General features: G+C 68.8%; 14 protein-coding genes and 2 pseudogenes. 10 read left to right on the forward strand and 6 right to left on the reverse strand.

From position 1 onward, the window contains the following. Positions 1-380 precede the first annotated feature (380 nt). The 3 genes from OG520_RS38485 to OG520_RS38495 are packed head-to-tail and all read right to left on the reverse strand — an operon-like array spanning position 381 to position 4,384. Positions 381-2,171, reverse strand: a complete 1,791-nt coding sequence (locus OG520_RS38485; protein ID WP_406016229.1) for a glycoside hydrolase family 3 protein — start codon at positions 2,169-2,171, stop codon at positions 381-383. Positions 2,172-2,216: 45 nt separating this feature from the next. After that, positions 2,217-3,542, reverse strand: coding sequence for an MFS transporter (locus OG520_RS38490; RefSeq protein WP_406016230.1), 1,326 nt, complete (start codon positions 3,540-3,542; stop codon positions 2,217-2,219). After that, a complete protein-coding gene (locus tag OG520_RS38495; protein WP_406016231.1) occupies positions 3,539-4,384 on the reverse strand; it encodes a tyrosine-protein phosphatase in 846 nt (281 codons plus the stop codon). Before OG520_RS38495 ends, OG520_RS38490 begins: the two co-directional genes overlap by 4 nt. A gap of 188 nt (positions 4,385-4,572) precedes the next feature. Here OG520_RS38495 and OG520_RS38500 point away from each other — a divergent pair, with 188 nt between their 5' ends. The 6 genes and pseudogenes from OG520_RS38500 to OG520_RS38525 all read left to right on the forward strand — a co-directional run bounded on the left by OG520_RS38500 (position 4,573) and on the right by OG520_RS38525 (position 9,671). Beyond that, on the forward strand, positions 4,573-5,358 hold the full coding sequence (locus tag OG520_RS38500; RefSeq protein WP_406016232.1) for a GntR family transcriptional regulator: 786 nt from the start codon (positions 4,573-4,575) through the stop codon (positions 5,356-5,358). 1 nt (position 5,359) lies between these two features. Next, positions 5,360-6,325: pseudogene (locus tag OG520_RS38505) on the forward strand (sigma-70 domain-containing protein); the annotation flags it as partial. Between the two features lie 43 nt (positions 6,326-6,368). After that, the gene (locus tag OG520_RS38510; protein WP_406016233.1) at positions 6,369-7,790 is read left to right on the forward strand and encodes a transposase; all 1,422 of its coding nucleotides are present in this window, start codon (positions 6,369-6,371) and stop codon (positions 7,788-7,790) included. Positions 7,791-8,096: 306 nt separating this feature from the next. Next, on the forward strand, positions 8,097-8,423 hold the full coding sequence (locus tag OG520_RS38515) for a transposase (protein ID WP_406016234.1): 327 nt from the start codon (positions 8,097-8,099) through the stop codon (positions 8,421-8,423). 62 nt (positions 8,424-8,485) lie between these two features. After that, complete coding sequence (locus tag OG520_RS38520; protein ID WP_406016235.1) at positions 8,486-8,944, forward strand: hypothetical protein; 459 nt, start codon at positions 8,486-8,488, stop codon at positions 8,942-8,944. A gap of 70 nt (positions 8,945-9,014) precedes the next feature. Continuing rightward, entirely contained in the window at positions 9,015-9,671 is a 657-nt protein-coding gene (locus OG520_RS38525; protein WP_406016236.1) for a class I SAM-dependent methyltransferase, read from the forward strand. Positions 9,672-9,856: 185 nt separating this feature from the next. Here the strand turns inward: OG520_RS38525 and OG520_RS38530 are convergent, their stop codons facing one another. Continuing rightward, positions 9,857-10,051: a hypothetical protein gene (locus OG520_RS38530; RefSeq protein WP_406016237.1), complete on the reverse strand. Its 195-nt coding sequence runs from the start codon at positions 10,049-10,051 to the stop codon at positions 9,857-9,859. Positions 10,052-10,280: 229 nt separating this feature from the next. Between OG520_RS38530 and OG520_RS38535 the strand changes: the two genes are divergently transcribed. After that, complete coding sequence (locus tag OG520_RS38535) at positions 10,281-10,880, forward strand: GNAT family N-acetyltransferase (RefSeq protein ID WP_406016238.1); 600 nt, start codon at positions 10,281-10,283, stop codon at positions 10,878-10,880. A gap of 189 nt (positions 10,881-11,069) precedes the next feature. On the opposite strand, the gene OG520_RS38540 is transcribed toward OG520_RS38535, so the two are convergent. Together OG520_RS38540 and OG520_RS38545 are read right to left on the reverse strand one after the other, a co-directional pair. Continuing rightward, positions 11,070-11,990 (reverse strand): IS3 family transposase, encoded by a 921-nt coding sequence (locus tag OG520_RS38540; protein WP_331747561.1) that lies wholly within the window; start codon positions 11,988-11,990, stop codon positions 11,070-11,072. Beyond that, on the reverse strand, positions 11,987-12,295 hold the full coding sequence (locus OG520_RS38545) for a transposase (RefSeq protein ID WP_329196993.1): 309 nt from the start codon (positions 12,293-12,295) through the stop codon (positions 11,987-11,989). The genes OG520_RS38540 and OG520_RS38545 overlap by 4 nt, the downstream gene beginning before the upstream one ends. A gap of 85 nt (positions 12,296-12,380) precedes the next feature. On the opposite strand from OG520_RS38545, the gene OG520_RS38550 reads away from it, so the two are divergent. From OG520_RS38550 to OG520_RS38560, 3 genes and pseudogenes are all read left to right on the forward strand, one after another. After that, positions 12,381-13,610 (forward strand): IS4 family transposase, encoded by a 1,230-nt coding sequence (locus OG520_RS38550; RefSeq protein ID WP_406015422.1) that lies wholly within the window; start codon positions 12,381-12,383, stop codon positions 13,608-13,610. Positions 13,611-13,947: 337 nt separating this feature from the next. Further along, positions 13,948-14,457 (forward strand): DinB family protein, encoded by a 510-nt coding sequence (locus OG520_RS38555; protein ID WP_093531971.1) that lies wholly within the window; start codon positions 13,948-13,950, stop codon positions 14,455-14,457. 121 nt (positions 14,458-14,578) lie between these two features. Continuing rightward, positions 14,579-14,782 (forward strand): annotated as a pseudogene (locus OG520_RS38560) (IS982 family transposase); the annotation flags it as partial. Positions 14,783-14,968 lie beyond the last annotated feature (186 nt).

Raw genomic sequence — 14,968 nt, forward strand, 5'->3', positions numbered from 1 at the left:
CCGCGATCCGGGCAGCGGACCGCAGATTCCTGGCCCAGGTCCCGACGGGCGCCCGTGCTCGCCGACCGCGGTGGCGGGAGGCAACAAGTGGCCGTGCACCTCGGCCCAGGCGTGGGCGGCCGCGAGGTCTTCCTCGAACGCGACGCTCTGGTGCGACCAGACCATTTCGGGCTCTCGGCCTGGGGGTTGTGCACGTTGTTTTGGAGGTGTGCAGGTGGTCTGGGCCGCTACTTGAGGAGTGCGGCGCTTGCGTTGTCGGTCGGTCGGGGTCGGGAGAGGGAGGCATGCGCCGCCGCCCTCTCCCGCAATCTCGCCGAGGTGGCCGGCGCCCGCTGACCGGCGGGATGGGGTCGTGTCCGCGAGATCCCGCAGGGGTGGTGTCAGTGCGCGAGCGCGCTGTGCCCACAGCTGAACAGCGGTTCGGAGGTGTCGAACGGGACGTCCTCGCGGGAGTCCTCGACCGCCCGCATGGAGGACGGGAGGTCGAAGGGAAGGGTTCCTTCGGCCACCGCGCGGCCGAAGGCCACGTCGAGGACGATGTCGTCGTCGGCGCCGAAGCTGCCCAGGAGCAGGGCTGCCTTGGTGGCGAGCCCGGTGAGGATCGCGGGCCGGTCGAGGTGCACGTCGATGACGGTGGGGACGGTCGCGCACAGCGCCCGCAGCCGGGCCAGTTCGGCGGCGGGAAATTCGAGGGACCCGGCGTGGAAGTGCTGCTCCAGGAATCCCTCCCGCTTCTCGTACGGGGCGGTCAGGCGCAGCACCGCGAGGTCGGCCTCTTCGGGGCGGTCGACGAGGCGGCCGTACCGGGCGGCCGTCTCGGGGGCGATGTTCTCCACGTAGAGGGCCGGTGCCTCGGGGAGCGCCGTCAGTGTCTTCGCGCGGTCGGTGAGCGGGACGAGGGATCGCAGCTGGACCCGGCGGCCCAGGAGACGGGCCTCGGCCGCGCCGACCAGGGTGCTTGCCTTGTCGGTGTCGACATAGGGGTCGTCGAAGAGGCCGAGGCGGAACTTGTCGCGCAGGATGCGGCGTACGGAGGTGTCGACGCGTTCTTCGCTGACGGCGCCGGAGCGGACGGCATCGACGATCCAGTCGGGGCGGGTCTCGCCGCCGAGCTGGTCGACACCGGCGTCGAGCTGCATGAGGACCTGCTCGGCGAGGGAGAGGTGTTCCACTCCCCAGTTCCGGGGCGGGAGCTGGACGATGCCGGGGATCTCCATGCCGGTGAGGGAGTTGAAGTCGGTGCACACGACGCCGTCGAAGCCGTATCGGCCCCGGAGCAGCCCGGTGATCACTTCGCGGTTGAAGTTGGCGGCGACCTCGGGCAGGCCGCTGCCGGAGGGGATCGAGTAGCAGGGCATGACCTGGGCGGTGCCGGCGGCGAACGCTGCTTCCCAGGGCCTGAGGTGGTATTCGAGGTTGTCGCCGGGGAACGCCTGGTACTTGCCGTAGGCGAAGTGGGAGTCCTCCCCGCCCGCCTGCGGGCCGTGGCCGGGGAAGTGCTTGGTCATGCAGGCCACGCTGTCCGGACCCAGGGTGTCGCCCTGCATGCCGCGGATGTAGGCGCCGAGTATTCGCGCGGCGCGGTCGGCGTCCTCGCCGAAGGTGCCGCTGATGCGGGCCCAGCGCGGTTCGGTGGCCAGATCGGCCATCGGATGGATGGCCAAGCGGATTCCGACGGAGCGCAGTTCCTGGGCGGCGGCCGCGGCGAACTCCTCGACGAGTGCCGGATCGTCGGTCGCGGCCAGGCCGATCGGTTCGGGACCCGGGCTGAATCCGCCGTCGGTGTGGGCCGTCATGGGGTTGGCGGTGAATCCGTGGCGGGGGTCGGAGGAGAGGGTCACCGGGATACCGAGGCGGGTGGTGGCGGCGAGGTCCTGGATGTGGTTGTTCCACGCGGCCATGGTGCCGGCGGAGGGGACCTGGATCATCGCGAAGTGGGTGATGTGCCGCTCGGCTATGAGGTCGGCGCCGGACGGCATGTAGGCGTTGTCGCCGGCGGCCATCCGGCCGTGGCACATCTGACCGGCCTTCTCCGCCAGGGTCATCCGGCCCAAGAGGTCCTCGACGCGGTCGTCGACCGGCAGGCGGGGGTCCTCGTACGGCTCCATGGTGCCGTTGTGATTGAGGTCGCGAAACGGTGTGCCGTCGTGGTGGTGGAGGCGGGAGGTCACGGTCGTGCCTTTCGTCGGATGGCGCGGGGCGTGGAGTGGCGGGTGTCAGTCGCGGGTGAGGCGGGGGTGCCGGATCAGCGGGGTGAGCGCGACGGCAGCGAGCGCGGCGAGGGCCCCGCCGAGGTAGAGGGCGAAGTAGTTCTTGCCGTCGGTCGCAGGTCCGACCGGGTCCGCGCCGAGGCCCAGGAGGAGCGGGGCGAGCAGGGGGGCGATGGACTGTGGCAGGGATTTGGCGATGTTGAACACGCCGAGCCAGCGGGCGGCGTCGGTGCTGGTGGGCATGACGCGCAGGACCAGGGCCATGTCGACGGCGTAGAAGGCTCCGAGGCCGATGGCGGCGACGGCGGTGGAGAGGTAGATCGGCCACGCGGCCGCGGACAGCATCTTGATGACCATGGCGGTGGCCATCAGCAGGCCGGAGGCGACGACGAAAGCCCGGTAGGCGCCGGTGCGGGAGGCCAACTTCCCGAACACCGCAGCGGCGACGACGTTGCCGACGACGGAGAGCATGCCGGTGGTCGAGAGGAGGACGGCGGCCTCGGCCGTCGACATCTCCAGGCGGGACATCAGGTAGTAGAGGCCGAACGAGCTGATCAGGGCGTTGGCGCCCTGGAGCAGGAAGCGCTGCAGCCAGACCGCGGTGAAGGCCGGGGAGGTGCGCGGGTCGAACAGCAGGCTGGTGAAGACCGAGCGCAGGCTCACCGGGGTCCGCTCCCCGGCGGGGACGGCCTTCTCGCCGCGCAGCAGGGTCCACGACACGGCGGCGCCCGCGGCACCGGCGATGCCGGGGATCAGCAGCAGGGCCGCGGTGTTGTCGGGTACGAGGCCGACGAGGAGGAAGGCGGGGAAGACGGAGGCGAACTGGGCGGCTCCGAACAGGCCGGACACGGTGGCCTGTTGCGTGGCCGGCACCCGGTCGGCGATCACCGCCGCGAGAGCGGCGAGCGCCGCGTTGTACGCGGCCTGGGCGAGGATCCAGCCCAGCATCAGCTGGGCGGGCGAGGATGCCGTGGCCATCACCACGGCGGCCGGCAGCCCGGCGGTGAGACCACCGAGAATCCACGGCCTGCGTCTGCCGAAGCGCCCTGCGGTGCGATCCGACAGATGGCCGAAGACCGGGTTGAGGAGGAACGCGGTGACGGCCCCGGCCGCCATGACGGCGCTCAGCACGCTCTCCTTGTCGTCCGGTGCGATCTCGTTGACCTTCAGGCTGAGCGAGGCGACCAGTGGCATGGCGAAGCCGATCCCGATCAGGAGCTCGGTGAAGACCAGTCCGGCGACGACCCGGCGCGGAGCCGGTACCTCGTGCCCGGGAAGGCGGTCGGAGGGCGGTGGTTCGGGGGTGGGGGTCTTGCGCAGCACGTCGGTCATGCGAGGGGTTCTCCTGCCGGGCGGGAGGAGGGGGAGAGGGCGGGCCGAGGCGCCGCAGCGGCGGTCGCGGGCAGGGCGGCTTCGGCGGCAGCCTTGGCACGGAAGCCGTCGATGGCCGCCGCCTCGACCCCGCATCCCAGCAGGAAAGCCTCGGCGCTGCCGTGACGGACCCGCATGGTCTCCAGGAAGACCTCGATCGCTTCGCGCGGGGCCTGGAGCAACGGCGCGGGAACGACCGGCCGTCCCGCCGCCCCGTACCCCTCGTCGTCGTCGCCGGCGCCGTCGTTCAGGGCGATGCGGTGCCGGCTGGCGAGAGCGGAGAGGATCTCCGGGAGCGCCGTGGCCGTACGGACGTAGTCGTCGGCGATGTTGTCGTCGGGCACTCCCGCGAGTTCCAGCAGCAGCGCCACCAGGAGGCCGGTGCGGTCCTTCCCCGCGGCGCAGTGCACGAGTGCCGCGCCCGGTCCGGCGGCGGCCCGGACCGCGTCGGCCAGGGCCGCGGTAGCGGACTCGGCGAGGTCGGCGTAGAACCGGCCCAGATCGGCGGAGGTCCGCAGGGAAGCGATTCCTGGGCCGGCGACGGCGTCGGTGTCGTCCGGAACGACGGGCGCCCGGACGACGGTGATGCCCGCCTCTTCGGCGGCGGCCCAGTCGGCGTCGCCGCGCTCGTCGGGGCTGCGCAGGTCCACTACGACGCGGATACCGTGGGTGTGCAGCTCCTCGACGGTGCCGGCGTTCGCGACGGGATCGGGCTGGGCTGAGCGGAACAGGATTCCCGGGCGGATACGGTCGCCCCGGGGGTCGGCGACGGAGGCCGGGTCGCGGAAGTTCAGCAGCGGCATGGGAGCCTTCCTGAGTCGGGAACTGCAGAGAAACGAGCAAGACATCTAGATGTCTATACGTCCCGGGTGGGGCTCCGTGTCGAACTCAGTGGTCGCTCTGCTGAACCTTGGATGAACGGGCGGTTCGCCGGCCCCCTTCGTGCGCGATCGCGCGGGTCGCCCGCCATCTCGGCTCGTAGAATCCAGGGGTGTCGAACCGCAGAAGAACCGCCCCGATCTACCTGCAGCTCGCCCGGAAGATCCAGGACCGGATCGACTCCGGCGACCTCCCAGCCGGCTCCCGGCTGCACAGCGAGCCGGAACTGTGCGAGGAGTTCGACGTCAACCGGCTGACAATCCGCCAGGCCATCGCCGAACTCGAACGCGCCGCTTCCGTCGAGATCCGCAGGGGAGTGGGAACGTTCGTCCGCGCCCCCATCGCCCGCGTCTCGATCGCGGTCGACCCGCGAAGCCAGCGCTTCGACCTGGGCAGCCTCACCACTGCCATTCCCCGCGGGGCGTCCGACGCCGGTGACGCAGCGGACAGCGGCGAGCGGATCACCGCCGTCATCCCCGCGCCCCGCACCCCGGCCGACACCGAGGCCGCGAGCCACCTGCGGTGCGACCCCGCCGAGCTCTCACGCCTGGAGAGCATCATCGTCATCGGCCCCGAGCCGTGGGGCATCAGCAGCTACTGGCTGAAGTCCTCTCTCCTGCCCGAGGAGTTGTCCGCCCCCGGACGAGTGGACAACATCGTCCGAGTCCTGGCCCAGAGCGCCGGCATCGTCCTGGAATACGACTGGCGGGCCTTCAGCGCCATCGGAGCCGACATCGGCGACGCCGACCTCCTCGGCGTCCCGGCGGGCACCCCGCTCCTCGTCCGCGAAGGCGTGAGCTGCACCCCAGACGGAGAGCCCGTGCTGTTCGTACGGCGCCGCATCAACGGCGAGCGCGCCCGCTTCGTCCTCAACTTCCGCCCGGACGCCGACGGTTGAGGGAAGGAGCGGGCGGCGGTCTGTCCACAGGCGCGGACCAGGGCGTCCGGAACTGGGCGTACATCCCGAGTCCGTCACCGGCGCCTACCTCTCCGGACGCCGTACGATCCCCCTGCCCGCCCGGCGCAGAGAGCCGGCCCGGGGCCGCGCCCTCACCGTGCACGCGGCGGCCGAGCACAACCTGCGCAACGTGACGGTGTCGTTTCCGCTCGGCCTGTTCACCACGGTCACCGGCGCCCCCGGCTCCGGCAAGTCGACCCTGGTCGACGACATTCTGCACACCGCGCTCGCCCAGCGCATCCACCGCGCGCACAAGGTGCCGGGCCGGCACCGCACCATCACCGGGATCGAGCACATCGACAAGGTGGTCCAGGTCGACCAGTCGCCGATCGGCCGGAGCCCACGCTCCAACCCGGCGACGTACACGGGCGTCTTCGACCACCTTCGCAAGCTGTTCGCCCGGACCCCGGAGACGAAGTTGCGCGGCTACCAGCCCGGCCGGTTCTCCTTCAACATCAAGGGCGGCCGCTCCGAACACTGCTACGGCGACGGCACCATCAAGGTCGAGAAGAACTTCCTCCCGGACGTCTACGTCCCCTGCGAGATGTGCGAGGGCGCCCAGCACAACCGGGAAACCCTCGATCGCGAGTTGATCCACAGCACCGGGAACGAGCCCACCCGGGAAGAACTGGCGCAGGAGGCGGGCATCCCGGTGGAACGGCTGGCCGAACTCAACGCCTACACCAAGGAACCCGTCTTGTTGGACACCACTCTGTCCGACGAAGGCAACACCGAGTCCGGCGACCTCATCATGGACAGCGACTCGCCCTCCCCTGGGGTGTGGTCAGCTCCGGCCCCCTCCAGCAAGGCATTCAATGGCACTCACTCAGCTTGCGATTTTAGGACGCGAAGATCGTTTAGGTTGGGGTTCTGCTGTTCGCCGGACATGGGAACGGCCTTCGGGTGACGCTGGGTTCTCGCCAGAGATCCAGCTGCACCAGAAGGCCGTGATGGACAGTCTGCAAGACAGCCCTGCCCGCGTCGAGGCGTTGTCCGAGTTATCCAGGTTCCGTGCGGGTCTCCATGCCTGCTTCACCCGCCGCGGGGATGCCCTGTTCGAGTTGGCGGACGCGATGCTGTGCGCGCAGGGCCCGGTGCGATCACCGGTAGAGCTGTCCTTGGAGCCGGAGTTCCGCCGACGACACGGCTCTGTCTACGACGCCCTGGCCCATGGCCAGATAAGCAGTAGCCGCTTGCGGCACCTGCTGATCGGCCTGTCGGCCCCGGCCAGGGCAGGCGAGCCGCTGATGTTCGCGATCGACACCACTCCGCACGCGCGCCCCGACGCCGAGTACGCCGACGAGCGGACGATGGTGCAGGTCCGCGGCAAGGGAGGGGATCGCTGGCTGCCCGGCTGGCCCTACAGCCTGCTCGTCGGCATCCAGTGGGGGTCCTCCTCCTGGGTCGACCCCATCGAGGCACGCCGACTGCGGCCCGGCGAGGAGCACACCGACGTCACGATCGACCAGATCACCGGGCTGCTCAAAGACCTGACCGCGACCGGGAAGTGGCAGCCCGGCGACCCGCCGCCGCTGGTCCTGCTCGACGCTGGGAACTACGCAACCGACCTCACCCACGCCCTGGCCGGCCATGACGTGCAACTGCTGGTCCGGCTGCGCGCCACCCGGGTCTTCTACCTCGACCCCCCGCCCCGGCGACCGGGCCAGATGGGCGCGCCGCCGCGCCACGGCGCGGAGTTCTCCTGTTCCGACCCCGCCAAACGACACGCCCCCGACTTCGAACGCACCGTGGAGTCCGAGCTGTACGGCACCGTGACCGTCCGCGCCTGGAGCGGACTGCACCAAAAACTCGGCAGCACCGGCCGCTGGGCCAACTGGCCGCGGGACAAGCAGTTGCCGATCGTGCGCGGCACGGTCCTGCAAGTGGTCGTCGACCACCTGCCCGACGGCCGCAAGCCACCCAAGGACCTGTGGCTGTGGCACGCCGGCCCCGTTCCGGCCGACCCGGACCTGCTCTGGAAGGCCCACCTGCGGCGCTTCGACCAGGAGCACTTCCACCGCTTCGCCAAGTCCTATCTCGGGCTGGCCAGCGCGCACCTGAGCTCGGCGGCAGCCACCGACCGGTGGGTGTCCCTGGCCATGGGCGCCTACGCCCAACTACGCCTCGCCCGCCACCTCGTGGACGACCTGCGCCGCCCCTGGCACCCAAGACCGGGCCCGGGTAAGTCCCTCAGCCCCTACAAGGTCCGCCTCGGCTTCCGCCGACTCCGCGCACGCATCGGCACACCCGCCGACTCGCCGAAACCCACCCGCCCCGGCCCAGGCCGCCCGAAAGGCTCGAAGAACCGCCCGAAATCCAAGCGACCGCCCTACCGCAAGAGCGAACGGACCACCAGTAAACACACAGAGTGACGACAGAAGCTAAAATCGCAAGCTCAGTGGTCCGCTCCGGAAGTCCTTCTGGGGTTGACGCGAGGTCAGGCCGCGTGCGAAGTACGGATCGTAGGTTCGGCCCGGCGAGGTAGAGGCCGCAGATGCAGTCCGGGCACCTGAAGAAATAGTCGGTTGCCTGTTGGCGATCGTGGTGGATGCAATGTCCGGCATGATCACGCAGGTGTGCCCGCCACGGCGAGATGAGATGAACGCGTACCACCGGGTCTTGCCACTCGGCGATCTGGGCAACCTACGACCGAATTGTCACGCGGGAGACGCCAACGCATGAATACATCACCATCGTCATCTGGAGCGGCGTGGACTGAGCTGCGGACCTACCTGGACACCCTGCTGAGGGACCGCGAACGTCTCGCCGCGGCCTCGGACCTCGACGCCTGGGCCCGCACCGAAGCGACTCCGTCCGACGAGGAGATCAAGCGCATCCGCACACTGATCCGCCGCGTCGAGACCGACCTCGAAGGGCTCACCGAGGACGAACGCGAGCAGATCAAGGACGCCACCCGGACCCTGCGCAAGTCCCGCACCGTCTCCCTGGGCATGCCCGGCATCCGTCCGCCCGAGCCGGACCTGCGGCTGGAGCGTGACGCGTGAGCGCATCACCGGACCACCTGACCCGAGCGCGGGCCGCTGACTCCGACCGTCGAAGAAACCGAGTGTTCAAAGCCCTCGACCAACTGGCCTCCGCCGGCGAGGAGATCAGCGTTTCCTCGGTCGCCCGTGCCGCCGGCGTTCACCGCAGCCTGATTCACCGCCACGGTGATCTGCACGCAGCCGTCATCGCCCGCGCGGGCCAGCCCCTGCCCAGCACGACTGCCGGAACGCAGGTCAGCCGCAAGTCGCTGCTGGCCGACGTCGCGAACCTCACGGCCCGCAACGGAAGACTGGCCGCGCACATCACCCGGCTCGAACGGCGCCTGTCCGAGGCTCTGGGCCAGACGGCTTGGGAAGCATCCGGCCTCGGCGCCCCGGCCGACATCGAGACGCTCACACGCCGCGCCACCGAGCTGGAACAGCAGATTCTCGACCTCCGCGGCGAACTTGCGGAACGGGACGAAGACCTCGAAGCCGCCCGCGCCGCGAACCGTGAGCTGATGGCCCAGCTCAACCGCTGACCGCATCATCGCCGTCAGCGGTCACCCGACGACGGTGTCCCAGACGACCGACCTCTGATGGACTCACGCCATGACGACACTGCTGCCCCGCATCCTTCGAGCACTCGAACAGTTCCATGCCACCCATCCCTGGGACCACAACGCCCACTACCACCAGTGGATCCTGCGCCAGCTCCCGAGACGCTTCAACAGCGCCCTGGACGTCGGATCGGGCAGCGGTGACCTTGCCAGGCTCCTGGCCTCACGGGCAGGAGTGGTGCACGGCGTCGACGCGGACGCCGACATCGTCGCTCGCGCGCGGGAGCTCACAGCCCCGCCCGCCCCGGTGACCTTCACCGTCGGAGACGCACTGAACGAGATACCCCCTGGCCCCTACGACGTCATCACATGTGTCGCCACCATCCATCACCTGCCGTTTAGCGACGCCCTAACCCGCTTTCGACAGCACCTGGCGCCCGGCGGAACCCTGGTCGTCATCGGTCTCTACCGCCCGCAGTCTCGGAGCGACTACCTGATCGACGCCGTCGCCATTCCGTCGAATGTCGCCATGGCATGGATCAAGAACAAGGGCCGCAAGTCACCGCGACCGACCTCGATGACTGCCCCGACCCGACCGGCGACCATGAATTTCGCAGACATCGTGCGCGAGGCTCGCCATGAACTACCCGGCGCACGGCTGCGCCGGCGACTGTTCTGGCGCTACACGCTGGTCTGGCACCAGCGCTGAACAGCCAACACGCCGCGGTCTGGCATCGGAACGAGCCTGTATCCGCGACACCTGTCGCGCACATGGCACCGAACGAGTCATGCCACTGAGCTGGTAAAACGTGGCGCCCGTCGCGTCCACTCGACTTCAAGCCCGAGAGAAAGGCAGTGGCAGGCGACGGCGCGCTGGCCGAGGGCGCTGATGGTTCATGGTCGGGCGGGTGGAGTCCGGGGCGGCGGGGAGCCGTCGGCGTGGACCAGGTCCTCGCCGTGCAACCGCTTCCGCGAAGCCGCCTTGCTGCCCTGGACCCCGTGGTTACAGGCGGGATGCTGCTCGCCGAGGGTGGCCAGCAGAGTGTCGAACAGGGCGAGACGCTCAGTAGTAATGGGCAGACGAGACATGCTGCGGTTCTCCTGATCTCGAAGAGGGCGAAGGAGGCGGGTGGAGGCCCTTTGCCGATGCGCGGCCCCCCTGTGGTCGCGACCCCGGCCACACCGGCAGGGGCGGGGCGTACAGACATCTCATGTCGCTGGTGGGTCAAGTCGGCGCTAGGACTTGTCCGGCCGATCGCTGGAAGAGCTGAGTCTGTGACCTTGACGTGTGGGGCCAGCTTCGGCCGATCATGGCTCCATGACTCGCGCTCTCTCGACGAAGCCCGTCATTTCCTTCGGCTCGCTCGCCAGTTCCCCTCAACCTGTGCTCACGGCCTTCGGCGGTCTGCTGCTGCGCCCCTGGGAAGGAGGCGACGCGCCAGGGTTCCTCTCCGCTTATCGTGACGACGAGATCCGTCGCTGGCACACGCGACGGCCCTTGACCGAGACGCAGGTCCAGGAGTGGTTCGACGTCTACCGGCGGGACTGGCAACGAGAAACGGGCGGCCACTGGGCGGTCACCCGGGACAGCGGTGAGGTGATCGGCCGGATCGCCCTGCGCGGCTTGGACTTCGACGACGGCACTGCCAACGTCGCGTACTGGGTGCTCCCGGCGGCCCGAGGCGCCGGAGTAGCCTCCGGTGCCCTCGCCACGCTCACCGCCTGGGCCCTGCACGAGATTGGCTTCCACCGCCTGGAGCTGGACCACTCGACACGCAACGCGGCATCCTGCCGAGTCGCCATAAAAACTGGCTACCTCCTGGAAGGCACCAAGCGCAGCGCCGCCGTGCATGAGGACGGCCGACACGACATGCACCTGCACGCCCGCCTGCTAGGCGATGAGCCTGACGGGCGATGACTTGCGGAGCCAGCCGACGGCCGAGGCGGCGGTCAGGGTGCCGAGATTGACGAATCCACGCTCGCCGTAGCGAGTGGCCACAGCCCGGAACTGGTGGCCAGGTGATCGGCCGGACAAGTCCTCTAGATGCAATACCGGTGACTTTGTTGGTGGTGGGTTGAGGTTCCCCCGCTGTGCGGGAGTGGCTGACTAGCTGGTCAGGGCGGGTTGACGTGGTTTCAGGTTCACTTGTTCGGCTGCTGCCTGGTTGGCGTAGTGCTTCTCCTCGTACTCGATCGGGCTGAGGTAGCCCAGCCGTTTCTGGATGCGGCGGGGGTTGTAGAAGCCGTCGATGTACTCGAAGAGCGCGAGGTTCGCTTCGGCCCTGGTGGCGAAGACGCGGCCGCGGATGCACTCGGTCTTGATGACCATCCACAGGTTCTCCGCCAGGGCATTGTCGAACGAGTCGCCGACCGAGCCCATGGACGCCTGGATACCGGCCCTGACCAGGCGTGTCGTGAGCTTCACGGACGTGTATTGACAGCCGTGGTCGGCGTGGTGGATGAGCTCGCCGGGGGCGACTTCGCGGTTGGCCAGGGCGTATTCCAGCGAGGTGAGGACCAGGTCGGCGTCCGCGCGGGCGGAGGTCTCCCAGGCGACCACCCGGCGGGAGAACGCGTCGCGGATCGCGGACAGCCACAGCGGCCCCTCCCCGGTGGGGATCATGGTCAGGTCGGTGACCCACAGCCGGTTCGGCCCGTTCGCGGTGAAGTCGCGCCCGACCAGGTCAGGGGCGAGATCGGCGTCCGGGTCGCGCCGGGTGAAGCCCTTGCCCCGGCGGGGGCTAATCCCGGCCAGGCCGGCCTGGCGCATGAGCCGCTCGACGCGCTTTCTGCCGACGTGGACGCCCTCACGCCTGAGGACGGCGTGCACGCGGGGTGAGCCGTAGATCCCGCCGGACTCGGCGTGGACCTGGCGGATCCTGCTGGTCAGCTCGGCGTCCCGGCGGCTTCGTTCGCACGGCTCGGTCTCGGCCTGGCGCCACCGGTAGTAGGTGGAGGAGGGGATGGAAAGTTCCCGGAGTACGGGCTCGACCCCCAGATGCGGGTGCGCGTCGAGGAGCGCGGTCACCTGGGCCGGGTCGGGTCGAGCTGGGCCGCGAAAAAAGCCGAGGCCGTCCGCAGGACCTCGTTCGCCCGCTTGAGCTGGGCGTTCTCCTTGCGCAGGGCGGCAAGTTCCTCACGCTCGGCGGTGGTGAGCAGGTCGCCCCGCTCGCCGGCGTCGGCCTCGGCCTGGCGGATCCAGTTACGCAGGGCCTCGTGGTGCACGCCGAGCTCCTCGGCCATACGACGGATCACAGGCTTCGGCTCGGCAGTCCGGTACATCTGCACCGCACGCTCACGCAACTCCAGCGGGTATTTTCTCGGGGCAGGCATCGTCTGGGCTCCTCTCATGAGACCCATCTGACCCTCTGTCACCCATCCCCGCATCTCGGGGGAACCTCAGGTCGTTGGGTGTGGTGTGCCAAGGCCTGGACAGGTGAAGTCGTCGGGTGAGCGGTTGTCGGACCGGATCGCTCTGGGTGTGCTGACGCGGGTGTTCCCGCCCGAGTTGGTGGATGAGGTGGTTGTTGGGTGTGGGCGTCTGGAACAGCGGTCGCGGCTGTTGCCGGCCCGGGTGGTGGTCTATTTCGTGCTCGCGATGTGTCTGTTCTCCGGGCAGGGCTATGAGGAGGTGGCCCGGCTGCTGACGCAGGGGCTGGAGCGGGTGCGGCGGTGGGAGAAACCGTGGCGGGTGCCGACGACAGCGGCGATCGGCCGGGCCCGTCGGCGGTTGGGGCCGGAGCCGTTGAAGGTGCTGTTCGCGCGAGTGTGCCGGCCGGTGGCCGCCCCGGATACTGCTGGTGCCTGGTATCGGCGGTGGCGTCTGGTTGCGGTGGACGGCACGGTCTTCGATGTGCCGGACACCGGGGCGAACAGCGCTTTCTTCGGCCGTCCCGGCTCGGGCAGGGGACAGCAGCGCAGTGCCTACCCGCAGGTGAGGGTTGCTGCGCTGGTGGAGTGCGGGACACACGCGGTGTTCGCCGCGGCGACCGGCCCGCTGTCGGTTCATGAACAGCAGTTGATTCCCGGCCTGCTGGGCCGGCTCGAGCCGGGAATGCTGCTGATGGCCGACCGCGGCATCACCGGCTTCGAGCTGTGGCGGGCCGCCTCGGGCACGGGCGCGGACCTGTTGTGGCGCGTCCGGAAGAACATCGTGCTCCCGGTCCTCGAAGCCTTCGACGACGGCTCCTACCTGTCCGAGATCGTTGCGGCAGGCGACCGCAAGCGCCGGGATCCGGTCCGGGTCCGCGTCATCGAGTACACCCTCGGCCGTGACGACGACACGGTCTACCGGCTGATCACGACCATCTGCAACCCGCAGGAGGCCCCTGCGGCCGACCTGGCGGGCCTCTACCATCAGCGCTGGGAGATCGAGAACACCCTGGACGAGATCAAGACCCATCAGGGCGGACAGCGCCTCGTCCTGCGCTCCCAGTACCCCGATGGCGTCGAGCAGGAAATCTACGGTTTCCTTCTTGTCCACCACGCACTCCGGGACGTCATGCACCACACCGCTCACCAAGCCGGCCTCGACCCCGACAGGCTGTCCTTCACCCGCACCCTTCGCATCGCTCGCCGCCACGTCACCGACCAGGCGGCACTTTCCCCCCTCACGACTCAGTCGAGCCCTGACTCACACCATCCGTGAGCTGCTGGAACGACTCCTGCCACCCCGCAGGCAACGCTCCAACCCCCGTGTCATCAAACGCAAGATGGCCAACTGGCACCTCAAACACACCCACCACCGCAACCCACCCCGACCACCCGCAGCAGCAATCACACTCATCCCGCCCACCAAACCCGCCAGCAGACGCCAGAAGAACACCTAAATCACCGGTATTGCCTCTAGATGGTCGATTCCAAGGGGTAGTTTCGGCTGCGGGGTCCAATGAGCCTTCAGGTCCGGTTGACGGCCACTCGTATGGGGACAGTCGACGGGATTAGATACTGGCCCTCAACGCAGGCACGGATGAGGAGCACGACCAATGACCAGCGACAATCGCATAGGACCGCCCAGTTTTGGCAGCGAACGCGACATGCTGCGGGCTTTCCTCGACTACCACCGCGCAACCCTCGCCATGAAGTGCGAAGGGCTCACCGACGAGGAGCTGCGGCAGCAGTCGATGCCGCCGTCCACGCTTTCGCTGCTCGGTCTGGTGCGGCACATGGCGGAGGTGGAGCGTGCTTGGTTCCGTCGAGTGTTCGAGGACAACGACGCGCCCATGGTCTGGTCCGACAAGATCGACTTTCAGGCAGCGTACGACGCGAGTGCGTCGACCAGGGACGAGGCGTTCGTGGCCTGGGATGCCGAGGTGGAGAATTCGCGCCGTATCGAGCGGGAGGCTGAGTCCCTGGACCAGGCCGGGTATCAGCCACGATGGGGCGAGGAGGTGTCGCTGCGGATGGTGATGGTGCACGTGCTTCTGGAGTACGGCCGCCACAACGGGCACGCGGACTTTCTGCGTGAAGGTGTCGACGGGACCGTGGGCGCCTGAGTCCGCGGGAGCCATCGATCTCCACATGCTGATCCGTTCCAGAGAATCGCCCGCGGGGTTGGAAGGAGGGAGCCCAACGTCAGTGTGTGAAGACAGAGTTGGACTCCCTCGCCACCGCACTCTGTTCAAGCCGTTGCGGCAGGTCATCGAGTCGGTCAACGAGACCTTCAAGGGCCAGCTTGACCTCGAACAGCACCGAGGCCGCACACCGGGCGGCGTGGTCGCCCGCGTCATGCAACGCATCCTCGCGCTGACGGCCGCGATCTGGCACAACGACCACACCAGCCAGCCCGTCCTACGCTCACTGACCGCCTACGACCACTGACCCCTTGGAATCGGTCATCTAGGCGCAATACCGGTGCTTTAGTGCTTAATTCGTGGGTTTGGGGATGTTTTGGTGGGTTCGACGAGGGTGACGGCGGGGGTGGCCGGGCGAGGTGGGTTGTTGTGTTCGGTGCGTTTGAGTGCCCAGTTGGACATTTTGCGTTTGATCACTCGCGGGTTGGACCGT

The sequence above is a fragment of the Streptomyces sp. NBC_00984 genome (assembly GCF_045162475.1).
Classification (GTDB): domain Bacteria; phylum Actinomycetota; class Actinomycetes; order Streptomycetales; family Streptomycetaceae; genus Streptomyces.